This window comes from Dactylosporangium aurantiacum (assembly GCF_000716715.1).
GTDB lineage: Bacteria > Actinomycetota > Actinomycetes > Mycobacteriales > Micromonosporaceae > Dactylosporangium > Dactylosporangium aurantiacum.
The window spans coordinates 44,734-67,324 of the sequence record NZ_JNYJ01000016.1 but is presented as its reverse complement, the minus strand read 5'-3'; the positions used below and the strand labels follow the sequence as shown (position 1 = coordinate 67,324).

Annotated in this window: 21 protein-coding genes; 16 read left to right on the top strand and 5 right to left on the bottom strand. The window is 74.0% G+C overall.

Features of this window, described 5'->3' with window-relative positions; translation table 11 throughout:
• Positions 1-115: 115 nt before the first annotated feature.
• The gene (locus OP18_RS19660; protein WP_245635452.1) at positions 116-937 is read left to right on the top strand and encodes an alpha/beta fold hydrolase; all 822 of its coding nucleotides are present in this window, start codon (positions 116-118) and stop codon (positions 935-937) included.
• 7 nt (positions 938-944) lie between these two features.
• On the opposite strand, the gene OP18_RS19655 is transcribed toward OP18_RS19660, so the two are convergent.
• Positions 945-1,532, bottom strand: coding sequence for a copper resistance CopC family protein (locus tag OP18_RS19655; protein ID WP_052386993.1), 588 nt, complete (start codon positions 1,530-1,532; stop codon positions 945-947).
• A 224-nt stretch (positions 1,533-1,756) separates the two neighbouring features.
• On the opposite strand from OP18_RS19655, the gene OP18_RS19650 reads away from it, so the two are divergent.
• Positions 1,757-2,962: a Dyp-type peroxidase gene (locus OP18_RS19650; RefSeq protein ID WP_033360499.1), complete on the top strand. Its 1,206-nt coding sequence runs from the start codon at positions 1,757-1,759 to the stop codon at positions 2,960-2,962.
• A 37-nt stretch (positions 2,963-2,999) separates the two neighbouring features.
• Here OP18_RS19650 and OP18_RS19645 read toward each other — a convergent pair whose 3' ends face one another.
• Positions 3,000-3,377, bottom strand: coding sequence for a LamG domain-containing protein (locus OP18_RS19645; protein WP_033360410.1), 378 nt, complete (start codon positions 3,375-3,377; stop codon positions 3,000-3,002).
• Positions 3,378-3,710: 333 nt separating this feature from the next.
• On the opposite strand from OP18_RS19645, the gene OP18_RS19640 reads away from it, so the two are divergent.
• From OP18_RS19640 to OP18_RS19630, 3 genes are all read left to right on the top strand, one after another.
• Positions 3,711-5,858 carry a substrate-binding and GGDEF domain-containing protein gene (locus OP18_RS19640; RefSeq protein ID WP_033360409.1) on the top strand — a complete coding sequence of 716 codons (2,148 nt, stop codon included), beginning with the start codon at positions 3,711-3,713 and terminating at the stop codon, positions 5,856-5,858.
• Positions 5,859-5,923: 65 nt separating this feature from the next.
• Positions 5,924-6,763: an NAD(P)-binding domain-containing protein gene (locus tag OP18_RS19635; RefSeq protein WP_033360408.1), complete on the top strand. Its 840-nt coding sequence runs from the start codon at positions 5,924-5,926 to the stop codon at positions 6,761-6,763.
• A 55-nt stretch (positions 6,764-6,818) separates the two neighbouring features.
• Positions 6,819-7,454, top strand: coding sequence for an adenylate kinase (locus tag OP18_RS19630; protein WP_052386992.1), 636 nt, complete (start codon positions 6,819-6,821; stop codon positions 7,452-7,454).
• 1 nt (position 7,455) lies between these two features.
• Here OP18_RS19630 and OP18_RS19625 read toward each other — a convergent pair whose 3' ends face one another.
• Entirely contained in the window at positions 7,456-9,813 is a 2,358-nt protein-coding gene (locus OP18_RS19625; RefSeq protein ID WP_052386991.1) for a glycoside hydrolase family 3 C-terminal domain-containing protein, read from the bottom strand.
• Positions 9,814-10,074: 261 nt separating this feature from the next.
• On the opposite strand from OP18_RS19625, the gene OP18_RS19620 reads away from it, so the two are divergent.
• The 5 genes from OP18_RS19620 to OP18_RS19600 are packed head-to-tail and all read left to right on the top strand — an operon-like array spanning position 10,075 to position 17,933.
• The gene (locus tag OP18_RS19620; RefSeq protein ID WP_052386990.1) at positions 10,075-11,784 is read left to right on the top strand and encodes a type 2 periplasmic-binding domain-containing protein; all 1,710 of its coding nucleotides are present in this window, start codon (positions 10,075-10,077) and stop codon (positions 11,782-11,784) included.
• 13 nt (positions 11,785-11,797) lie between these two features.
• A complete protein-coding gene (locus tag OP18_RS19615; RefSeq protein WP_052386989.1) occupies positions 11,798-12,763 on the top strand; it encodes an ABC transporter permease in 966 nt (321 codons plus the stop codon).
• Between the two features lie 38 nt (positions 12,764-12,801).
• Positions 12,802-13,689, top strand: a complete 888-nt coding sequence (locus OP18_RS19610; protein ID WP_245635451.1) for a carbohydrate ABC transporter permease — start codon at positions 12,802-12,804, stop codon at positions 13,687-13,689.
• Positions 13,690-13,693: 4 nt separating this feature from the next.
• The gene (locus OP18_RS19605) at positions 13,694-15,622 is read left to right on the top strand and encodes a beta-galactosidase (RefSeq protein WP_033360406.1); all 1,929 of its coding nucleotides are present in this window, start codon (positions 13,694-13,696) and stop codon (positions 15,620-15,622) included.
• Positions 15,603-17,933, top strand: coding sequence for a glycoside hydrolase family 95 protein (locus tag OP18_RS19600; protein ID WP_052386988.1), 2,331 nt, complete (start codon positions 15,603-15,605; stop codon positions 17,931-17,933). Before OP18_RS19605 ends, OP18_RS19600 begins: the two co-directional genes overlap by 20 nt.
• A gap of 43 nt (positions 17,934-17,976) precedes the next feature.
• Here OP18_RS19600 and OP18_RS19595 read toward each other — a convergent pair whose 3' ends face one another.
• The gene (locus OP18_RS19595) at positions 17,977-18,168 is read right to left on the bottom strand and encodes a DUF3072 domain-containing protein (RefSeq protein WP_033360493.1); all 192 of its coding nucleotides are present in this window, start codon (positions 18,166-18,168) and stop codon (positions 17,977-17,979) included.
• Positions 18,169-18,333: 165 nt separating this feature from the next.
• Between OP18_RS19595 and OP18_RS19590 the strand changes: the two genes are divergently transcribed.
• The 5 genes from OP18_RS19590 to OP18_RS19580 are packed head-to-tail and all read left to right on the top strand — an operon-like array spanning position 18,334 to position 21,343.
• The gene (locus tag OP18_RS19590; RefSeq protein WP_156089633.1) at positions 18,334-19,485 is read left to right on the top strand and encodes a DUF1996 domain-containing protein; all 1,152 of its coding nucleotides are present in this window, start codon (positions 18,334-18,336) and stop codon (positions 19,483-19,485) included.
• A 36-nt stretch (positions 19,486-19,521) separates the two neighbouring features.
• Positions 19,522-19,740: a pyridoxamine 5'-phosphate oxidase family protein gene (locus OP18_RS60675; protein WP_245635450.1), complete on the top strand. Its 219-nt coding sequence runs from the start codon at positions 19,522-19,524 to the stop codon at positions 19,738-19,740.
• Between the two features lie 20 nt (positions 19,741-19,760).
• Positions 19,761-20,012: a pyridoxamine 5'-phosphate oxidase family protein gene (locus OP18_RS60670; protein WP_245635449.1), complete on the top strand. Its 252-nt coding sequence runs from the start codon at positions 19,761-19,763 to the stop codon at positions 20,010-20,012.
• Positions 19,907-20,194, top strand: coding sequence for a tyrosine-protein phosphatase (locus OP18_RS61890; protein WP_279327177.1), 288 nt, complete (start codon positions 19,907-19,909; stop codon positions 20,192-20,194). The genes OP18_RS60670 and OP18_RS61890 overlap by 106 nt, the downstream gene beginning before the upstream one ends.
• A 36-nt stretch (positions 20,195-20,230) precedes the next feature.
• Positions 20,231-21,343 (top strand): glycoside hydrolase family 130 protein, encoded by a 1,113-nt coding sequence (locus OP18_RS19580; protein WP_156089631.1) that lies wholly within the window; start codon positions 20,231-20,233, stop codon positions 21,341-21,343.
• A 46-nt stretch (positions 21,344-21,389) separates the two neighbouring features.
• Here the strand turns inward: OP18_RS19580 and OP18_RS19575 are convergent, their stop codons facing one another.
• On the bottom strand, positions 21,390-21,728 hold the full coding sequence (locus tag OP18_RS19575) for a hypothetical protein (protein WP_245635447.1): 339 nt from the start codon (positions 21,726-21,728) through the stop codon (positions 21,390-21,392).
• A 92-nt stretch (positions 21,729-21,820) separates the two neighbouring features.
• Between OP18_RS19575 and OP18_RS19570 the strand changes: the two genes are divergently transcribed.
• The gene (locus OP18_RS19570; protein ID WP_033360491.1) at positions 21,821-22,585 is read left to right on the top strand and encodes an ArsR/SmtB family transcription factor; all 765 of its coding nucleotides are present in this window, start codon (positions 21,821-21,823) and stop codon (positions 22,583-22,585) included.
• Positions 22,586-22,591: the final 6 nt, after the last annotated feature.

Sequence of the window (22,591 nt, the reverse complement as noted above, 5' to 3'; positions counted from 1 at the left end):
GACGGTTTCAGGCTCGCCGGCGATGGCTGGTCGGGGGCTGATACGCCGTCCCGGCCAGCGTCGCGTCCACCGCTCGGATAGGTTGGGTGCTCCCGACCGGCGGAGGGGACGTCCGTTGCGCAACGAGTTCGTGACCGTGGGCGGGGTGCGGCTGCACTACGAGGACAGCGGCACCGGCGACGCGGTCGTGCTCGTGGCGGGGACCGCGGCGGCCGGGCGGACGTGGCGGCTGCACCAGGTGCCGGCGCTCGTCGCCGCCGGGTACCGGGCGATCACGTTCGACAACCGGGGTGTCGCGCCGAGCGACCCGGCCGGACCCGGCCTGACCGTCGAGGACCTCGTCGCCGACACCGCCGGGCTGATCGAGCGGCTGGTCGGCGGTCCCTGCCGGCTGATCGGCTCGTCGATGGGCGCGCACGTGGTGCAGGAGCTGCTGCTGGCCCGGCCCGAGCTGGCGACCCAGGCGGTGCTCATGGCCGGGCGGGGCCGGCCCGACGCGTTCTCCCGGGCCCTCGCCGCCGCCGAGCGCAGCCTGTACGACGAGCGCGTCCGGCTGCCGCCCGGCTACGACGCGGCGGTGCGGGCGCTGCAGAACCTGTCGCCCCGCACGCTGCTGGACGAGCAGGCGGTGCAGGACTGGCTCGACCTCTTCGAGATGGCCGCGCCGGACGTCACCGATGCCGCGGTCCGCCCGCAGCTCGACGTCGACGTGGACACCGACCGGCTCGGCGCGTACCGGCGGATCAGCACCCCGACGCTGGTCGTCTCGTTCGCCGACGACCTGGTGGCGCCGGCGGCTCGTGGGCGGGAGCTGGCCGCCGCCATCCCGGGTGCCCGGTACGTCGAGATCCGCGACGCCGGGCACTACGGCTACCTGGAGCAGCCCGAGGCGGTCAACGCGGCGGTGCTGGACTTCTTCGCCGGCCGGACCGCCTGACGGCCGCTCAGCCCTTGCCCGGGGCGCGGCGGCGCCACCAGAGGGTGCCGCCGACCAGGACCAGCACGACGGCGGCGGCGACCGATGCGGGCCACAGCAGGCCGCTGCCGCCGTCGTCCGACGACGAGGCCGGGTCCGCCGCGCCGGTCGTCGCGGACGGCGGCGGTGCCGGGGCGGCACTGGTCGGCGGGGCGCTGGACGGGGCGGCGCTGGACGGGGCGGGGGCGGCGTTGGTGAAGGTGAACTGCCCCTCCAGGGGGTGACCGTCACCGGAGACGGTGCGCCACACGACCTTGACGGCGCCCGGCGGCAGCGGCTTCACCGGTTGGGTGAGGGTCTTGTCGACGGACTTCGGGGTGCCGTCGCTGTAGGAGACGCCGTCGGCGCCGGTGACCACGACCGTGCTGAACTGCTGCTTCACCATCTCGTTGAAGGTGAAGGTCACGGCCGTGAGCGGGGCGGTGACGGTGGCGCCGGCGGCCGGGTCGCTCTTGACCAGCATCGCGTGCGCCCAGGCGGGCCGGGCCGGCAGCAGGATCACCAGCAGGGCCGCCACGGCGGCGAGGGTCGCGCGGAGCGTCACGTACGGTCGCATGGGCCAATCCTGGACCCTGCCCTGCGGCCGGCGGAGCACCGGGGTCGGACGAGCCGCCGGCGACCACCCGTCGCACGTGTCCGTCAGAACAGCGCGTTGAGGGTGAAGGATCGCTGATGTCGTTACGCAACCGTGGACCGCTCACCGCCGGCGACGGGTCCTTCCCGGGCGGCGCCGGCCCGACGACGGTGGGCTGAGGGGTGCACGAGGCAGCCCGTGGCCCGCTGCGCCGGCGCGTCCTGCTGGCCGGTGGCGCATTGACGGTCGGTGGCGCGGTCGCCGCCGGTGCGGCCGCGGCCAGGAGCGGCGGCGGTGGCGGTACCGACGCGGCGGCACCGGCGACCGTGGACGGCCTCGGCGGGCAGATGGTGCCGTTCCACGGCCCGCACCAGGCGGGGATCGCGACGCCGGCGCAGGCGCACGCCGCGTTCGTCGCGCTCGACCTGGCCGCCGGCGTGGACCGGGCGGCGCTGCGCCGGCTCATGCTGGTGCTGTCCGGCGACGCGGCCCGGCTCACCCAGGGGCGGGCGCCGCTCGCCGACGGGCAGCCGGAGCTGGCGTACGTGCCGGCCCGGCTCACCGTCACGTTCGGGTTCGGCCCGCGGCTGTTCGACGCCGCCGGCCTCGCCGGGCAGCGGCCGGAGACGCTGCGGCAGCTGCCGGCGTTCCCGATCGACCGGCTGCAGCCACGCTGGTGCGGCGGTGACCTGCTGCTGCAGATCTGCGCCGACGACCCGCTGACCGTCGCGCACGCGCAGCGGGTGCTCGTGAAGGACAGCCGCCCGTTCGCCACCGTACGGTGGGTGCAGCGCGGGTTCCGCCGGGCCAGGGGCATGCAGGACGACGGGGTGACGCAGCGCAACGTGCTCGGGCAGCTGGACGGGACCGGCAACCCGGCGCCGGGCGGTGCGGTGTTCGACGGCGCGGTGTGGACCGACACCGGGCCGGGGTGGCTGCACGGCGGCACGACCCTGGTGCTGCGCCGGATCCGGGCGGAGCTGGAGGCGTGGGACGCGGTGGACACCGCGGGCAAGGAGTTCGCGGTCGGCCGCCGGCTGTCCGACGGCGCCCCGCTGACCGGCCGGCGGGAGCAGGACCCGCCCGACTTCGCCGCGAAGAACGCGCTCGGGCTGCCGGTCATCTCGGAGCGCTCGCACGTCGCGCGGGCCCACGTGACCGGTGACCGGCAGCGCATCTTCCGCCGGCCGTACAACTACGACGAGCCGCCGGGCGCGGACGGCACCGCCGACTGCGGGCTGATCTTCGCCGCGTACCAGCGTGACGTGGGCGGGCAGTTCCTGCCGATCCAGCGCAATCTCGCCGAGGCGGACCTGCTCAACGAGTGGGTCACGCCGATCGGGTCGGCGGTGTTCGCGATCCCGCCGGGGTGCGAGCCGGGCGGCTGGATCGGCCGGACGCTGCTGGGATGACGCCGGACGCCGCTGGGATGTCGGTGGAAACCGGTGGTCACCGCGGGCCGCATCCACGGTGACCACCGGTGCTCGGGGTGATCTTCAGGTTGCCCGAGCCGTCGAGGCCGATGTTCTGGGTGCTGGTGGTGTAACTCTGGATCTCGCCGGTGCCGAAGTTGGCCGGGCCGTTGGGGTACTGCGTGCCGGTGGTGAGGAGCCAGTTGTTCGACCACGGCAGGGCGTTCGCCGACCCGGTGAAGTCGTCGCTGCACTGCGGCGACCATCCCGACGGTGTCGCGGGGATGGCGGCGTACGCGTTGACGGTGACCGCGGCGGTGCCGGCCAGGACGGTCGCGGCGGCGGTGGCGAGCAGCGCCCGGCGGCGCCGGGAGCGGCCCGGTGCGGTGCGTCCGGGGGTGTCGGTGGGGGTCATCGGGAAACCTCCGCGGCGGGAAAGGTGCGATTCGAGGTGACCGGGCGGGGCTCTTAGTGAGAGCGCTCTCACGTTTCTAACGAGTTACAAAATCGCCGTCCATGGCGAGATGCGGAGTATTTTTACTGGTCAGAGTGTTCATGGCGGTCCCGGGGCGCGCACGCCGATGAGTTGGAGAGAGCGCTCTCTGGGCTGGTCGGCGGTCGTTTCGCGCGCCGGCCGCAACCGGTACCGCAACCGGTCCCGAATCGACCCCGGGACACGGTGACGGCGACAGCGGGGAACACGAATCCGGCCGCGGTTCGTGCCGATACGGCAAGACCGGAGGTGCGCATGGGCAACGGACCGGTGATCGGTGTGCTGTCGCCGTTCGTCGGCGGCGCCTACTACGGCACGATCCTCGCCGGGATCAGCGCCGCCGCCTCCGCGGCCGGCAGCCGCACCGTCGCCGTGCAGACCCTCGACGCCGCCGCCGCCATGGCGGTCAACGGCGGTACGCCCGGGTTCACCGCGCCCGTCGCGTGGGAGCACCTCGCCGGGTTCGTGGTCCTCGCCGACGCGGTCACCGGCACGTACGTCGACCGCCTGCGCGCCGCCGGCAAGCCGGTCGTCCTGCTCGGCCACACCGCGGACGCCGCCGGGAGTCCCGCCTCGGGCGGCGGGCCGCCGGCCGTCGTCGCCGACAACGGTGCCGGCATCCGCGCCGCCGTGGAGCACCTGCTCGGCCACGGGCACCGCCGGATCGCCTTCACCGGGTACGTGGCCGCCTCCGACGTCGCCGAACGGCACGCCGCCTACGCCGGGACCCTGCGCGCCCACGGCATCGAGCCCGACCCGGCGCTGTTCGTGCCCGCCGCCGACAACCTCGAGAGCGGCGTCGCCTGGGCCACCCCGCAGGCCCTGCGGGACCTGGCCGCCACCGCGATCGTGGCCGGCACCGACCGCAACGCCATCGGCCTGCGGCGGGCGATGGCCGCCGCCGGGCTGACCGGCCCCGGCGACCTCGCCCTCACCGGCTTCGACGACACCGAGGTCGCCGCCTATCTCACCCCCGGCCTGGCCAGCGTCCGCCAGCCCCTCGAGGTGATGGCGGCCCGGGCGGTCGAGCTGCTGCTGCGGGCCGTCGCCGGGATCGCGGTGCCGCCCGGCGAGCGGCGCATCCCGACGGTCTTCGTCCCCCGGGCCTCCTGCGGCTGCGACGACGCGGCACTGTGCCTGCCGCCGTCCGGCGCCGCCGCCGGCCCGCAGCGGCTCGCCGAACGCCTGTCGATGCTGTTGCCGCCCGGCGCGGTGCGCACCGGCGAGCATCTCGCCGTGCTGGCCGAGGCGGTCGACGCGGTGGTCGGGGCGGTCGGGGCCGCGGCCGCCGGCCGCACCCCGGACCCCGCCGGTGCCACCGGGGCCCTGCTGGCCCTGCACGGCCTGCAGGCCCGGCCGGAAGGGCCGCCGATCGTGGCCCGCGCGGTGCGGGAGTACACCGAGCAGATCCCGGCCGGCGACGTCGGCACCGCCCGCCGCCTCGACGACTGCGTGCAGGAGCTCATCATGGGCGTCCTGCGGGTGCGGCAGGTGGCCGGCTTCGCCGACCGGTGGCGGCTGCGCGCCACGATCGGCGCGCACTACGACCTGTCCATGGCGCTGCTGTACCACCGCCGCTCCGACCCGCGCGACCTGGGCTGGCTCGCGGTCACCCCGGCCAGCGCCGGCGCGCTCGGGCTGTGGAGCGACGGCGGGCGGCTGGCGGCGCAGCCCGGCTGGCGCCGGGAGCCGGGCCCGCCGATCCCCGCGGGCACCTTGCGGGTGAGCGCGTTCCCGCCGGCGGAGCTCATCGCCGCGGCCGGCCCGGGGGAGACGGTGTTCGTGGTGCCGGCGAAGGTCGACGCCAGCGACCGCGGGCTGCTCGCCGTCGTCGGCGTCGTGGAGTGCCAGGTCGAGGACGGCCGGGAGCTGGTCAACCAGTGCGCCGCGCTGCTCACCGTCGGCCTCGACCTGCGCGAGCAGGAGGAGCGGCTGCGCCGCGCGGCGCTGTGCGACACCCTGACCGGCCTGCCCAACCGGGCCGCGTTCGTGGAGCACCTGGACCGCGCCGTGCGCGGCACCGAGCGGCGCTTCGCCGTGCTGTTCCTCGACCTCGACGGCTTCAAGCAGGTCAACGACCGGCTCGGCCACGCCGCCGGCGACGAACTGCTCGTCTACGTCGCCGAACGCATCCGCCGCTCGCTGCGCGCCGGCGACATGGCCGCCCGCTTCGGCGGCGACGAGTTCGTGGTGTTCCTCGCCCGGGTCGGCTCGGCCGAACACCTGCACCGCATCGCGGAGCGGCTGCGGGCGTCGATCGAGGCACCGTACACGGTCGGCGGCCGCCTGGCGCGGATCGGGGTGAGCATCGGCTGCACCGCGTGCGGCGACAGCGGCAGCGCCGACGAGATCCTGTCGGCCGCCGACGCCGCCATGTACCGGGTGAAGACCGCCGGCCGCTGACCCTTGCCGCGGGCGCCGGCACTCCCGATGATGGATACGCTGTTTCCATTTGCTGGGGGTGGTCGGTGCGGTACGTCGTCATCGGGTGCGGCAACGTCGGCATGGAGCTGGCCCGCCGCTGGTCGGCGGCCGGGCACCACGTCGTCGGCACCACCACCTCGCCGGCCCGGGTCGCCGAGGTCGCCGGGGTGTGCGCCGACGTCGCCGTGCTGCGCGGCAGCGACGAGGGCGCGGTCCGGCGGGCGGCCCGCGGCGCGGACGCGGTCGTGCTCACCGTCAGCCCGCGCGTGGGCCGCGCGTTCGACGCCCGCGACCGGGTCCAGGAGTACGCCGACACGCTCACCGCCTCCGCGGCGACCGCCGCGCGGGTGCACCCGCGGGTGGTGTTCACCAGCTCCGTGTCGGTCTACGGCGCCGGCACCGGCGCGCTGATCGACGAGGACAGCCCGCTCACCGGCGACCACGACGCGTCGCCGCGCAACTTCATCGCCGCCGAACGCGCCGTGCTCGACGCGTCGCCCGGTGGGGCGGTGGTGCGCATCCCCGACGTGTACGGCCACCCGCGCGACCTGGACTACCCGGCGCGCGTGCGGCTGGCCCACGAGCTGCTGGGCGGCAGCGTCCCGTTCGCCGCCGACGCGCTGCTGTACCGGATCGACTACCGGGACGCGGCCGCCGCCCTGGACCTCGTCGTCCGGGCCGGGCTGACCGGGGTGTACAACGCCGTGCCGGACGCGGTCGTGCCGCCCACGAACCGGGAGGTGTTCGGCGCGATCTGCGCCGGGCAGGGCCGGCCCGACCTCACCTACCGCGCGGAGATCAGGACCCCGGTCGTGCCCGTGTCGTCGGCGAGGCTGCGCGCGGAGGGCTGGGCGTGCACCCACTCCGTCGCCGGCCCCGGCTGAGCGCCGCGGCCACCGCGATATCGTGGCGTGCCGACCCGGCGAGCGGAGGACGAGCATGCGCGTGTTGATGGTGGCCCCGCCCGGCGCGGGCAAGGGCACCCAGGCGGCGGTGATCTCGGCGCACTTCAACATCCCGCACATCGCCTCCGGCGAGCTGCTGCGCGATCACGTGGCCCGCCGCACCGAGCTCGGCGCCGCCGTCAAGGAGCACCTCGACCGCGGCGAGCTGGTGCCCGACTCCGTCATCATGGCGATGATCCGGGACGCGCTCACGGCCGCGAAGGCCGCCGGCGGCGGCTACGTGCTCGACGGGGTGCCCCGCACCATGGCGCAGGCGAAGGCCACGTACCTGATCGCCCGGGAGCTCGGCATGACCGCCGACGTCGCCCTGCACCTCACCGCCTCCGACGACGAGCTGCTGCGGCGCCTGCAGGCCCGGGCCCTCGTCGAGCACCGCTCGGACGACACCGAGGACGTCATCCGGCACCGGCTGCGCCTGTACTACGAGGTGACCCACCCGATCGTCGCCTGGTACCGGCGGCGCGGCATCCTCGTCACCGTCGACGCGATGCGTCCCGCGAAGGACGTCGCCCACGAGGTCATCGCCGCGCTGGAGGCGAAGCAGGCCGAGCCCAGGGCCGAGGACCCCGCGCCGGACGACGGCTGGGGCCTCGACCTGTCCGGCCCGTGACTCAACCACCCACGGTGACGGTGCACCTGGCGTCGGGTCCGGCGTGGAACTCGTACTCGCCCGCCGGCGTGACGAAGCGCCCGTCCCGCGCCGACCAGTACGCCAGGGCGGTGCCGGGGACGTCGAAGCGCACCCGCCGGGTCTCGCCCGGGGCGAGGGGCACCCGTTCGAAGCCGGCCAGCCGCCGCTGCGGGGCGGGCACCGGCCAGCAGCGCGGGCTGACGTACAGCTGCACCACCTCGTCGCCGGCGCGGTCGCCGGTGTTCGTGACGGTCACCGTCGCCGAGCGCCCCGAGGGGTCCACCACCAGCGGCCCGTAGGCGAACGTGGTGTACGACAGCCCGTGGCCGAACGGGTACAGCACCTCGCCGCGGTGGTACTGGTACGTCCAGCCCGAGCCGATGACGTCGTGGTCGGTCGGCGCGGGCAGCACGGTGCCGGCGCCGTACCAGGTCTGCGGCAGCCGGCCGCCCGGGTTGGCCGCGCCCAGCAGCACGTCGGCCACGGCCGTGCCGAGCTCCTGGCCGGCGTGCGACGTCCACAGGATCGCCGGCACGTGCCGCTGCGCCCAGCCGACCGCGTACGGGTAGCTGGACACCAGCACCAGCACCGCCGCCGGGTTCGCCGCGACCACCGCGCGCAGCAGCGCCTCCTGCTGCGGCGGCAGCGCCAGCGACGCCCGGTCGACGGTCTCCCGCCCGTTGATGTGCGGGTCGTTGCCGAGCACCACCACGACCCGCGCCGCGGCCCGGGCGGCCGCCTCCGCCTCGGCCACCCCCGAGGAGACCGGCTCCAGGACGAAACGCAGCGCGCCGGACGCCTCGCCGGTGGTCAGCCGGCCGTCCGGGCCCTCGGTCACGTACCGCCCCAGCGCGTTGGACCACAGCAGCACCTGCTCGCCGCCGGCCGGGTGCAGCTCCCACAGCTCGCGCACCACCCACCCGTCCGGGGTGACCGCGGTGGCGGCCAGCGCGCCGGAGTCCTCGACGGTGACGTACCGGTCCGCGGCGGTCTCCCGGAACGTGTGCACCGGCACCGGGCACTGCACGCTGGTGCCCCAGTCCTGCCAGGCGAAGACCGCGCCCGGGCCGCCGGTGAGCCGCAGCGCCCCGTCGACCCGCCGCCCGTCCGGCGTCGCCAGCCGCACCCGGTCCAGACCATCCGCAAAGGACACGTTCGACGACGGGGTCGCGGCGCACCGGGACCGCAGCGCGCCGGCGATCGTCACCGCGTACGGCAGGGTGCCGCTGTACCAGTCGGTGAGCACCCGGTCGCCCAGGTGCCCGATGACCGCGACGTCACCGGGCGCGGCCCACGGCAGCGCGCCGGGGGAGTTGCGCAGCAGCACCACCCCGGCGGCGGCCGCGCGGGCGGCGAGCCGGGCGTGCGCCTCGCAGGCGATCACGTCGCGCCGGATGCCGCGGTACGGGTCCCGCGCGGGCTCGAACTCGCCGGTGCTGGCCCGCATGCGCAGGATCCGCCCGACGGCGGCGTCGATGTCGGCCTCCGTGACGAGCCCCCGCTCCAGGGCCTCGGTGAAGCGGGCGATCGTCGGCCCGGGGTCGGGGCCGTTGTCGGTGTAGCTGTCGACCCCGGCGTGCAGCGCCGCGGCGTGCGACTCGGCGTGCGAGGCGAAGTACCGCTCGGTCTCCACCAGGTTCGACGGCGCCTGCGCGTCGGAGCACACCACCAGGTCGGGCGCCGCCGCCCGCAGCACCGTGGCGAGCAGTGGGTGCACGTGGTTGGGCACGCCGTTGACGAGGTTGTAGGCGGGCATCACCCCGGCCGCGACCCCGGCGCGCAGCGGCTCCAGGAAGCCGGGCAGCTCGTACTCGTGCACGACCCGCTCCGGCACGGCGACGTCGGCGACGTCCCGGTCGGTCTCCACGTTGTAGGCGAGGAAGTGCTTGAGCACCGGCGCGGTCCGCCACACCGTGGGGTGCGGGCCGCGCAGCCCGGTGCAGTACGCCACGGCCAGCTGCGCGGTCGCGAACGGGTCCTCGCTGTAGCCCTCCTCGTTGCGCCCCCACCGCGGGTCGCGCAGCGGGTTGACCACCGGCGCCCACACGTTCAGCGAGGCGCGGCCGTCCGCCGGCGGGTCGTGGTGCAGCGCCCGGACCTCGGTCGCGGCGGCCTCGCCGACGTCGTGCAGCAGCGCCCGGTCCCAGCTCGCGCCGAGCCCGACGGCCTGCGGGAACACGGTCGCCCGGCCCAGCCAGGCGGCGCCGTGCAGCACCTCGCAGCCGGTGTGGAACTCGGCCAGGCCGAGCCGGGGGATCGCCGGCTGCCGCTGGTGCAGCAGGGCGATCTTCTCGGCGGTGGTGAGCTGCCGCAGCAGGTCCGCGACGCGGTCGGTCATGACTCCCCACTCTGCCGGACAAGCCCCGACACGAGCGCTGTCGAAGCGCTTCGATGATCGGTACCAGGCCCTGACGTGTCAAGCGGAGCGAAACTTTCACGCCCGGCGGCACGGTCCGCGCGGTCCGGCGGCGGCGGCCGTCGATGTCCTTGTGGGTCACGCATCGATGCCCTACGGTCTGGCAGTCGAAGCGCAGTCGAAGCGCTTCGATACTTCGCGCACCGCATCGTGCACCTCGATCACCCGAAGGGTGGAACCACCATGCAAAGCGGAGCGACCCCGGCGCCGGACGCGGGCGCCGGCCTGAGCCGGCGCGGCCTGCTCACCTCCATCGCCGTTATCGCCGCGGTGCCGCTGCTGGACGCCTGCGGCAGCCCGAAGGAGAAGAACTCGGGCACGACCAGCGAGGGCGACCTGTCCAAGGCGCTGCCCGCGTACGCGCCCAGCGACCTGGTCAAGCCCGACATCCCCGTCATCGCCGGGGCCAACGGCGCCGCCACCGACCCGGCCTTCCTGGCCTACCCGGCCAGCCCGGTCCGCACCGTGAACGGCCAGGTCGGCCACGGCGGCACGTACGTCACCATGACCCCGCTGTGGGGTGCCATCCCGCCGTCGAACGGCAACGCGTACTACGACGCGGTCAACAAGCAGCTCGGCGCGACGCTGAAGCTGCAGCCCGCCGACGGCAACACCTACGGCGACCTGCTGCCGCCGCTGTTCGCCGCCGACAAGCTGCCCGACTGGATGAACATCCCCAGCTGGAACACCACCAAGCTGAACTTCGGCGAGGCGGTCCGCACCAAGTTCGCCGACCTCACCCCGTACCTCGCCGGCGACAAGATCAAGCAGTACCCGAACCTCGCCGCCCTGTCCACCAACGCCTGGGTGGCCGGGGTGTGGAACGGCAAGCTCTACGGCCTGCCCATCTACTCCTCCAACGCCGTCATCGCCGGCATGTACTACTACCGCAAGGACCTGCTGGACAAGGCCGGCGTCTCGGCCGACGTCAAGAGCGTCGCGGACCTGGAGACGATCGGCAAGGCGCTCACCAACGCCGCCGCCGGCCAGTGGGCCTTCGACGACCTGTTCGGCAAGGACGCCGCGTACATCTACCAGATCTTCGGCTTCCCCGGCACCGGCTACCCGTGGACGACCGACTCGGCCGGCAAGCTCGTGCACCGGTACGAGACCGAGGGCATCGTCGAGGCCCTCAACTGGCACGCCAAGATGGTCAAGGCCGGCTACCTGCACCCCGACGCCGTCGCCGACAACAGCCAGAACGCCAAGCAGCGGTTCTGGAGCGGCAAGGTCGCCGTGTGCGCCGACGGCACCGGCGCCTGGAACGGCGACGACGCCAAGTCCGGCACGGCCGCCACCCCCGGCTACCAGCGGCAGGCGTTCAAGCTGTTCAGCGCCACCGGCGGCAAGCCCACCGTGCAGCTGGGCAACGGCGCGTCGATGTACAGCTACCTGAACAAGAAGCTCAACGACGGCCAGATCAAGGAACTGCTCGCGATCGCCAACTACCTCGCCGCGCCCTACGGCTCCGCGGAGTGGCTGACCGTCAACTTCGGCACGGCCGGCACCCACTACACCATGAAGGACGGCAACCCGCTGCTGACCGAGCAGGGCAGCAAGGAGATCGCCACCACCTACCAGTTCCTGGCCTGCCCCGCCTCCGCCAGCACCGTGCAGTCCGGCGCCGTGCAGGTGACCAAGGACGCCGCCGCCTGGCAGGCCGACATGGTCAAGTACGCGGTGAAGCCGCTGTTCTACGGCATGAACGTGAGCGAGCCCGCCCAGTTCGCCGCGCTCGGCCAGCCGATGATCGACATGATGACCGACGTCAAGCTCGGCCGGAAGCCGATCTCCGAGTGGACCTCGGCCGTCGACACCTGGCGCCGGCAGGGCGGCGACGACCTGCGCAAGTTCTACGACGGCATCCGCGACAAGTTCGGCACCGGCAAGTGAGCGCGGGGACCCGGTGACACTGCTCAAGCCGGCCGCGGAGACGCGGCCGGCCACGCCCCCGGCCCGCACGGTGCCGCGCTGGCGGATCCGGCTGCGCCGGGACCGGTCGCTGCTGCTCATGACGCTGCCCGCGGTCGCGCTGCTCGCCGTGTTCGCCTACGCGCCGATGCTCGGGCTCGTCACCGCGTTCCAGAGCTACGACATCTACTCCGGCTTCTGGTACAGCCCCTTCACCGGCCTCGACAACCTCGAGCGCCTGCTGCAGGACCCGATCTTCTGGCACGCGCTGACCAACACCCTCGTCATCAGCGCCGTCCAGCTGATCCTCTACTTCCCCGTGCCGATCGCGCTGGCGCTGGTCCTCAACGAGGTCGCCAACGGCCGCGTCCGCTCGTTCGTGCAGTCGGTGGTGTACCTGCCGCACTTCTTCTCCTGGGTCCTCGTCGTCACGGTGTTCCAGGAGATGCTCGGCGGCGCCGGCGCGCTCAACACGATCCTGCGCCGGCACGGCTGGGCCACCTGGGACATCATGACCAACCCGGACGCCTTCAAGTACCTCGTCACCGCCCAGGCGGTGTGGAAGGAAGCCGGCTGGGGCATCATCGTGTTCCTCGCCGCGCTCGCCGCCGTCGACCAGAGCCTCTACGAGGCGGCCGCCGCCGACGGTGCCGGCCGGTGGCGCCGGCTGTGGCACGTCACCCTGCCCGGCATGCGCGGCGTCATCGTCCTCATGCTCGTGCTGCGGCTGGGCAACGCGCTCACCGTCGGCTTCGAACAGATGCTCATCCAGCGGCAGGCGGTCGGCCGGGACGCCTCCGAGGTGCTCGACACCTTCGCCTACTACTACGGCGTCGTCAACAACAACTTCAGCTACGGTGCCGCCGCCGGCCTGTTCAAGGGCGTGCTGTCGCTGCTGCTGGTGCTGGCCGCCAACAAGCTCGCACACGCCTTCGGCGAGGACGGACTGTACCGCAAATGACCGTCGAGACCAGACCGCGACCGCGGCACAGCGGCCCTGTGTGGGAAGAGCCGCCCACCGCCGCCGGACGGGCCGGCAAGGGCATCACGCTGTTCATCGTGGTGGCGGTGATCCTGGTGCCGCTGTACTCCATCGTGCTCACCAGCTTCTCCACCCAGGCCGCCATCAACCGGGCCGGCGGCCTGGTCACCGTGCCGACGGAGCTGACGGTCGAGGCGTACCGGCAGATCTTCACCAACCAGCTCGTCACCCACTCGCTGCTGGTCAGCCTCGTCATCACCGTCGTCGGCACGGCACTGTCGATGGTGGTCACCGTGCTGTGCGCCTACGGGCTGTCCCGGCACGGCACGTTCGGCCACCGGGGCATCCTGCTGTTCCTCGTCGTCACCATGTTCTTCAGCGGCGGGCTGATCCCGTCGTTCCTCGTCGTCACCGCCCTCGGCGGCTACGGCGAGTACTGGACGATGATCCTGCCCAGCGCCGTGTCGGTGTTCAACGTCCTGGTGATGCGCGGCTTCTTCAGCAGCACCGCCCCGGAGCTCATCGACGCCGCCCGGATGGACGGCGCGGGGGAGTGGCGCATCCTGTGGTCGGTGGTGCTGCCCACGTCGCGGGCGGTGACCGCGGTCATCACCCTGTTCTACGCCGTCGGCTACTGGAACTCGTTCTTCAACGCCCTGCTGTACCTGCCGGACAACGGCAAATGGCCGCTGCAGATGATCCTGTACACGTACACGCTGCAGGGCAGCTCGATGCCCGGCACCGGCACCACCGGGACGGGACAGTACGCCGGGCACCAGCAGATCGCGCAGCTGTCGCTGCAGATGGCGGTCGTCACCCTCACCCTCATCCCGATCGTGGTGGCCTACCCGTTCGTGCAGCGGCACTTCACCAAGGGCATGCTCATCGGCGCGATCAAGGGCTGAGCCGGTGCCCGGACTGCACGACGTCACGCGCGGGCGGCTGCTGTACGGCGGCGACTACAACCCGGAGCAGTGGCCGCCGCACGTGTGGCGCGAGGACGTCGCCCTCATGCGCGACGCCGGCGTCAACCTCGTCACCGTCGGCGTCTTCGCCTGGGCGCAGCTGCAGCCGGCACCGGACCGCTTCACCTTCGACTGGCTCGACACCGTGCTGGACCTGCTGCACGACGGCGGTGTCGACGTCGCCCTGGCCACCCCCACCGCGTCGCCGCCGCCGTGGCTCGGTCACCACCACCCCGACACGCTGCCGCAGGGACCCGACGGGATCCGGCGCCTGTACGGCTCCCGCAACCAGTACTGCCCCTGCGCCCCCGCGTACCGGGCGGCCGCCCTGAGGATCAGCGACGCCGTCGCGGCCCGCTACGCCCACCACCCGGCGCTGCGGCTGTGGCACATCGGCAACGAGTACGGCACCACCTGCCACTGCGACCACTGCGCCGCACGGTTCCGCGACTGGCTGCGGCGTCGCCACGGCGACCTCGACGGGCTCAACACCGCGTGGGGCACCGCCGTGTGGTCGCAACGCTACGACGACTGGGCGCAGGTGCTGCCGCCGCGGCGCGTCCAGTACGTCATCAACCCGGCCCAGGACCTGGACTACCAGCGCTTCTGCGACGACATGCTGCTGGAGTGCTTCGCCGCTGAACGCGACACGGTCCGCGCGCACAACCCGACCGTGCCGGTCACCACGAACTTCATGGACACCTACCGGCACACCGACGGCTGGCGGTGGGCCGCCGCCGAGGACCTCGTCTCCCTCGACACCTACCCGGACCCGAACGACCCCGGCGCCGCGCCGCGCGCCGCCATGTCCAAGGACATCATGCGCTCCCTCGGCGGCGGCCGGCCCTGGCTGCTCGCCGAGCAGTCACCCGGGGCCGCCAGCTGGCGGCCCGTCGCCACCCCGAAACGGCCCGGGCTGAACCGGCTGTGGTCCATGCAGGCCGTCGCCCGCGGCGCCGACGGCGTCCTGCACTTCCAGTGGCGCGCCTCCCGGCAGGGCGCCGAACGCGCGCACGGCGCGATGGTCCCGCACGCGGGCCCCGACTCCCGCGTCTTCCGCGAGATCCGCGCGCTGGGCCGGGAGCTCGCCGGCCTGTCCGGTGTCGTCGGCACGACCGTGCCCGCCGACGTGGCGATCGTGCTGGACTGGGACGCGTGGCGCGCCGCCGAGCTCGACCACCAGCCGCACGCCGGCTTCCGCTACGTCGAGCGGCTCCTGGAGTACTACACACCGCTGTGGCGGGACAACGTCACCTGCGACTTCGCCCCGGCCGCCGGTGCGCTGGACCGCTACCGCCTGGTGCTGGTGCCCAACCTGTACCAGGTGAGCGCGGCCGCCGCGGCCACCGTGACCGGGTACGTCGCGGCCGGCGGCACCGTGGTCGTCGGCCCGTTCACCGGGGTCGCCGACCCGGACGAGCGCGTCTACACCGGCGGCTGGCCCGGACCGTGGCAGGACCTGCTCGGCGTGCGGATCGAGGAGCACTGGCCGCTGCCGGACGGCGCTCGGCTCGACGTCGCATCGGCGGCGCTGGGCGACTTCACCGCCACCACGTGGGCCGAATGGGGCGAGTCGCGGGGCGCCGACGTCGTGGCCACCGTGCGCGGCGGGCCCCTCGCCGGCCGGCCCATGGTGCTGCGCAACCCGTACCACGCCGGCACCGCCTGGTACGTCGCCACCCAGCCGTCGCCCGACGCCATGCACCGGCTGCTGCGGCGGGTCTGCGCCGAGGCCGGCGTCGCGCCGGTGCTGCCGGACCTGCCGCCGGACGTCGAGGCGGTCCGCCGTGGCGACCTGGTGTTCCTGCTGCACCACGACACCGGCCGGGTCGAGATCCGGCGGGAAGGACACCATGACCCGGCACCGCATTGAGCGCACCGCACCCGCCGCGGACTTCCCCGACGGGTTCCCGATCGGCAACGGCCGCCTCGGCGCCATGCTGCACGGCCGGCCGGGCGCCGAACGCATCGACCTCAACGCCGACACCCTCTGGTCCGGCGGCCCGCTGCCCGATCCGCCCCGGGACGGCGCCGGTCAGGACGACGCGGTGCCGGCCCGGCTGCTGCCGGCGCTGCGGGCCGCGGTCGCCGCCGGTGACCACGCCGCCGCCGACGCCCTCGCCCGGCAGCTGCAGGGCGACGCCTGGACCCAGTCGTTCCAGCCGATCGGCCACCTCGAGTGGCGCTACGCCGACCCGGACGGCGTCGCCGGCTACCGCCGGCACCTCGACCTCGCCGACGCCGTCGCCGTGACCGGCTACGACAGCGCGTGCGGGCCGGTCCGGCTCACCGCGTTCGTCTCGGCCCCCGACGACGTCCTCGTCGTCTCGGCGACCGGACCCGGCAGCCTGGCCTCGACCGCCCCGCCCAGGCTGCACAGCCCGCACCCGGTCACCGCCGGGGTCGTCGACGCCGGCGCCGGGCCGTGCCTGCTGTGGACCGGCCGCGCCCCGGCGCACGTGCTGCCCGACTACGTCGACCGGGAGCCGGCCGTCGTGTACGCCACCGACACCGGTGCCGCGGTGCCGGCCGGCATGGGCTTCGCCGTCGCCGCCGCCGTGCGGCAGACACCGGACGAGACCCGGCTCGTCGTGGCCGTCGCCACCGGGTTCCGCGGCCACCGGCACCCGCCCAGCGCCGACCTGGCCGCCATCGCCGGGGAGGCGCTCGCCCGGGTCGCCCGCGCCCTGGCCCGCCCCACCCGGGTGCTGCGGCAACGGCACGTCGCCGACCACCGGCAGTACTTCGACCGCGCCGACCTGCACCTGCCCACCGACGACCGTGCGGAGCTGCTGTTCCACCTCGGCCGGTACCTGCTCATCGCCGCGTCCCGGCCCGGCACGCAACCGGCGAACCTGCAGGGCATCTGGAACGCCGACGTGCGCCCCGGCTGGTCGTGCAACTGGACCACGAACATCAACGCCCAGATGAACTACTGGGCCGCGGAGAGCACCGGCCTGGCCGACCTGCACGAGCCGCTGCTCACCCTGACCGCCGACCTGGCCGCCGCCGGGACCGCGACCGCGGCGCGCCACTACGCCGCCCGCGGCGCCGCCGCCCACCACAACACCGACCTGTGGCGCTTCACCGCGCCCGTGCCCGGCGAGCCGCAGTGGGCGAACTGGCCCTCGGCGCTGCCGTGGCTCGCCGCGCACGTCTGGGACCACCTCGACCACGGCGGCGCCCGGGCGGGGTTCGCCGACGACGTGGCGCTGCCGGTGCTGCGCGCCGCGACCCGCTTCGTGCTGGACATGCTCGTCCCCGACGCCGGCGGCGCCCTCGTGGTGAGCCCGTCCACATCCCCGGAGCACGACTTCCGCTACGGCGGCACGGGCCACGCCGCCGTCTCCTGGGGCAGCGCCCTGGACCAGGAGCTGGCCCGCGAGGTGCTGACCCGGCTGCTGGTCCTGCTGGACCGCGCCCCCGACCCCGCGCTGCGCCGCGAGGCCACCGCCGCGCTCGCCGCGCTGCGCCCCGTGCCGACCGGACCGGACGGCGCCCTGCTGGAGTGGCACGACGACCACCCGCCGCACGAGCCCGGCCACCGGCACCTGTCGCACCTGTACGGCCTGTACCCCGGCACCCGCATCACGGAGACCGGCACGCCGGCCGACCACGCCGCCGCCCGGGCCGCGCTGCGGGCCCGCCTCGCGCACGGCACCGGCCACACCGCCTGGAGCCGCACCTGGGTGCTGTGCCTCGCCGCCCGGCTGCGCGACCCCGGTCTGGCCGCCGAGTCCCTCGCCGCGCTCACCGGCGGGCTGTGCTCGGCGTCGATGCTCACGCTGCACCCCGACGCGGGGCGGCCCGGCGGCTGGATCTTCCAGATCGACGGCAATCTCGGCGCGCCGGCCGGCATCACCGAGCTGCTCGTGCAGAGCCACGCCGGTGCGGTCAGCCTGCTGCCGGCGCTGCCGGCGGCGTGGGACACCGGTCGCGTCCGGGGCGTGCGCTGCCGCGGCGGGCACCGCGCCGACGTGACCTGGTCCGGCGGGCAGCTCGACACGGCCCGGATCACCGCCGGCACGGACGGGCCGCTGCTGGTGGAGCTGCCGGCCCCGCCGGGCAAGGTGCACACCACCGGCGGTGCGCCCGTGGCGGTGACGGCCGGCGCGGGCGCCCCCGCCGGCCGTTGCCGGATCCGGTGGGACGCCCGCGCGGGCGCCGGCTACGACCTCGGATGACCGCGGGTCCCGGGTGACCGAAGACCTCGGGTGACCGCGACCGTCAGGCGCCGCGCCCCGACTGCTGCTGCAGCTCGTCGATGAGCTGCGAGGCCTCGGCCTTGGTCAGCTCGTCCGGGACGTCGCGGCCCGCCTCCCGGGCCAGGGTGCCGAGGTACGACTCCTGCGGCCCGGTCATCGGCTCGTCGCCGGTCACCCAGTCCTCGGGGTCCTTCTCCGGATTACGGTCGGTCACGGTGCTCACCCTCCTTCTTCGAACGCCTGTGTCATACCCGGCGCCCGGCGCCATGAACATCGACCTTTTTTAAGATCGCATGAAAAGCCTTCCAGGCGCGCCGGGTGGCTGCCTACCATGGCGCGCGGCCGTGACCGAGCGTGTCGTGTCTGGGGAGAGCTGACGGTGTCGATCCGCAAGCGTGGGGTGCTGGCCGGTGGAGCGGCAGCCGTGGTCGTCGTCGCGGCCCTGGTCGTCTACCTGTCCGGCGCGGGCGCCGACCCGGGACCGGCCAGGACCGGCGTCGCCGACGCGGCCCCGGTCGGCGGCGGCGCGGCGGCCACGGCCGGCGTGCCCGGCGCCTCGGGGCCGGCCTCCGCACCGGCCTCCGCGGCCGCCTCGTCCTCCGCGCCGGCGCCGGCCGCCGGTGACGGCGTGCCGAGGGCGGCCGCCGTCGGCGGCTGGATCCCCGTCGACGCCGCATGGAAGGCGCAGGCCGACGCGTACAGGAGCCTCGCCGCCGACCCCGTGCCGGCCGGCGTCGGCAACCTGCCGGAGTTCCGCGCCGACTGCCAGTACAGCCACTCCCGCGCCGACGACCCGATCGTCTTCCCCGGCCTGCCCGGCGCCTCGCACATGCACTCGTTCGTGGGCAACAAGGCGACCGCCGCCGGCACCACCCCCGCCGACCTGATGAAGTTCACCGCCACCACCTGCAAGCCGGTGCAGGACCACTCCGCCTACTGGGTACCGACGCTGTACGACGCCGCGACCGGCACGCCGGTCGAGACCACCGGCTTCCGCGTCTACTACCGCTCGCTGATGAACACCTCCGCCGGCCAGATGCCCATGCCCAACGGCCTGCGCATGATCTCCGGCGACGCCAAGAAGCAGCAGCCGACCCCGCGCGGCGCGTCCGGCCAGTTCTACTGCGCCTTCTACGGCCCCGGCGACCTCGACGGCATCGCCCGCAGCAGCAACGGCAACTGGCCCATCTGCGGCGGCACCGCGACCTTGCACTTCATGCTGCAGTTCCCCGACTGCTGGGACGGCAAGCACCTGGACAGCCCCAACCACAAGGACCACGTCGCCTACGGCTCCGGCAACGCCTGCCCCGCCAGCCACCCGGTGAAGATTCCGGCGATCACCTTCGACATCCAGTACGGCGCCAAGGGCACCACCGACGGCTACTACCTCTCCTCGGGCAAGGAGCTGCGCAGCGCCTCCTCCATGCACGGCGACGCCTTCGTCATGTGGGACGTCGCCACCATGAACAAGCGCACCAGGAACTGCGTCCAGCAACGCCGCACCTGCGACAACTACGGCTACCAGAAGTGACGTTTGCCGCGGGGCGGGCCGGGCATCGATCACGGTATGACCGACGACCAGCAGGACCCCCGCGCCAAGGTCACCGAGCTGCTGCGGGACGCCCGCATCGGCATGCTCACCACGATGACCGGCGACGGCCGGCACGTCAGCCGCCCCATGGCGCTGCAGGAGGTCGAGTTCGACGGTGACCTGTGGTTCTTCGCCTACGACGACAGCGCCAAGGTCGCGCAGATCCGCACCCACCCGCAGGTCACGTCTCGCTGACCACGAAGGGCAACGCCTGGGTGTCGGTGGCCGGGGCGGCCGACGTGGTGCACGACCGGGCCAAGGCCGAGCAGCTGTGGAACCCGTTCCTCAAGGGCTGGTTCCCCGACGGGCTGGACACGCCGGGCCTGACGCTGATCCGGGTGCACGCCGAGTCCGCCGAGTACTGGGATGCGCCGAACGGCCGCGCCGTCACGCTCATCCGGTACCTGGCCGCGGCCGTCGCCGGCAAGCAGCCGCCGGTCGGCGACAACCGCGCCGTCGAGCTGTAGCCCGCGCCCTCACGGACCCGGCCCGGCAGTCGCCGGGGGAGTGTGCGCCGGAGGCGATCCAGGCGGTGCTCGACCTGGTCGACGAGCGGTGGGGCGGCGCGGCGGGGTACCTGCTGGCGCACGGCCTGCCGCCGGACCGGCTGGCGGCGCTGCGGGCCAGGCTGATCGCCCCGACGGAGTGAGCCGGGAGGCGCCGAGCCCGTGCGACCGTGAGCGCTGTGACGACGCGCGACGTCCGCTTCGGCGACGCTATGACCGGCACCGTCTCGCTCGACCGGCCGGTGCTGCGGCATCCGGCGAACCCGGTGCTCACCGCCCGGGAGGTCAACGCGGTCTGGCGGGAGCCGCACCTGCAGGTGGTCACGGTGCACAACGCCGGAGTCGCACGGCTCGCGGGCCGCACGGCGCTGCTGTTCCGCTCGCACCTGCGCTGCGGTGTCAGCGTGCTCGGCCTGGCCACCAGCGCCGACGGCGTCACGGACTGGTCGGTGCACCCGCGGCCGGTGCTGTCCCCGGCGACCGAGGTGGACCTGTGCGTCGACGGCGTCGACCGGCGGCTCGTCGTCGAGGCCGAGTCCGGCGGTGTCGAGGACGCCCGGATCAACCCGGTCGAGGGCACGTTCGCGGTCACCTACAGCGCGTACCACGGCGGGATCCGCAACCGGGTCCGGGTGTCGCTCGCGCTCACCGACGACCTCACCACGTTCACCCGGTACGGGCCGATGCTCGACCGGGACATGCGCAACGTGGTCGTGTTCCCGGAGCGCGTCGGTGGGCGGTACGTCGGGCTGTTCCGGCCCAACGACGTCGGCCCGGGCGACGTCGGCGGCGCGTACACGCAGATCAGGATCGGCTACGCGGACGACTACCGGACCGGGCCGTGGAAGGTGGCCGACGAGCCGGTGATGCGCACGGGCGCCGGGCCGAGCGCGTTCTCCGACAAGATCGGGCCGGGCGCGCCGCCGGTGCGCACCCCGCACGGCTGGCTCAACGTGTTCCACGGCGTGCGCACGACGATGGACGGAAACCCGTACGTGCTCGGCGTCGCCCTGCACGACCTGGACGACCCGGGCGTGGTGCGGATGTCCAGCATCCCGATCCTGTTCCCGTCGCGCGCCGACTGCCGGGTGCCGGACACCGACTACGTGCACGTGCCGAACGTGGTCTTCTCCTGCGGCCTGGTCCGCGAGGACGACGGCACGGTCGTCATCTACTACGCCGGCAACGACACGGTGGTGAACGTGGCGGTGACGCACGAGGACGTGCTGGCGCAGCTGTGCCTGCGCTACGGCCAGGACCCGCTGACGGGGCGGCTGCTGTACGCCCTGTGACCCCCCCGGTGCCGGGTGGCCGGCCGGCCGGTGAGCTGCGCGCCGTTCACCGCAGGCGGCGCAGGGCGGCGTCGGCGGTGTCCTCCGGGGTGCTGTTGAACGCGATCTCGGCGTGCGGCGCGTGCCGGCGGACCAGGTTGACGGCCTGCTCGAAGAGCTCCAGCAGCGGCTCGTGCTTGCGGATGCCGCCACCGACGACCACGCAGGCGTAGTCGGCCGCGGTGAGCGCCTTGATCATCGCCGCGTCGGTGTCCTCGTCGGGGGCGAGCAGGCACAGGTCGGCCTCGATGCCGTGCTCGGCGAAGCGGGCCTGGCCGCGCTCGATCGCGGCGACCACCGGTGCGGGGTCCCAGCCCGGGATCTTCGCCGGATCGAGTCCGATCACGAGTACCCGTCCGTATGTCATACCTCCTTCATACCGCATACCGCCTGCGCCGCACTTGACATTATGCAGGTAAAAACCTGCATAATGCGGTGGTGGACCTGGTCTTCAAGGCCCTTGCCGACCCGACCCGCCGCGGCATGCTCGACAGCCTCCGCCGGCAGGACGGGCAGACCCTGGGCATGCTGTGCGCCGGGCTCGCGATGGCCCGCCAGTCGGCCACCCAGCACCTGCAGGTGCTGCAGGACGCCAACCTCGTCACCGTCGTGCGCCGCGGACGGGAGCGGCTGCACTACCTCAACCCGGTGCCCATCCACGACCTGCAACGCCGCTGGATCGCGGCGTACGAGGAGCCCAGGTTGCGGATCTTGGACGCCGTCAGACACGCCGCGGAAGGACACGCCATGACGACCGACGCCCCCACCGACATCCCGACCTACGTGTACGTCACCTACATCAAGGCCACCGCCGAGCAGGTGTGGCACGCCCTGACCGACGCCGACCTCACCGCCGCCTACTGGGGCCACGCCAACGTCTCGGACTGGCAGGTCGGCTCGACCTGGGAGCACCGCCGCACCGACGGGTCCGGCATCGCCGACGAGACCGGCACGGTCCTCGAGGTCGACCCGCCGCACCGGCTCGTCTTCACGTTCGGCGGCGAGGCCACGGTCACCTTCACCGTCGAGTCCGACCAGGACATCGTGCGGCTCACCGTCACCCACGAGCGCCTCGCCACCCAGGAGGACCTGGAGGCGATCTCCCTCGGCTGGCCCGCCGTGCTGGCCAACCTCAAGTCCCTGCTGGAGACCGGCAGCCCGCTGCCCCAGGAGCCGTGGAAGATGCCGGTCCGCAGCAGCTGACCCCGC

Bases quoted from the DNA above. Each gene is read 5' to 3' on its own strand.
- OP18_RS19655 (WP_052386993.1), bottom strand. From the start codon at position 1,532: ATGCGACCGTACGTGACGCTCCGCGCGACCCTCGCCGCCGTGGCGGCC.
- OP18_RS19645 (WP_033360410.1), bottom strand. From the start codon at position 3,377: ATGACCCCCACCGACACCCCCGGACGCACCGCACCGGGCCGCTCCCGG.
- OP18_RS19640 (WP_033360409.1), top strand. From the start codon at position 3,711: ATGGGCAACGGACCGGTGATCGGTGTGCTGTCGCCGTTCGTCGGCGGC.
- OP18_RS19630 (WP_052386992.1), top strand. From the start codon at position 6,819: ATGCGCGTGTTGATGGTGGCCCCGCCCGGCGCGGGCAAGGGCACCCAG.
- OP18_RS19625 (WP_052386991.1), bottom strand. From the start codon at position 9,813: ATGACCGACCGCGTCGCGGACCTGCTGCGGCAGCTCACCACCGCCGAG.
- OP18_RS19620 (WP_052386990.1), top strand. From the start codon at position 10,075: ATGCAAAGCGGAGCGACCCCGGCGCCGGACGCGGGCGCCGGCCTGAGC.
- OP18_RS19600 (WP_052386988.1), top strand. From the start codon at position 15,603: ATGACCCGGCACCGCATTGAGCGCACCGCACCCGCCGCGGACTTCCCC.
- OP18_RS60675 (WP_245635450.1), top strand. From the start codon at position 19,522: ATGACCGACGACCAGCAGGACCCCCGCGCCAAGGTCACCGAGCTGCTG.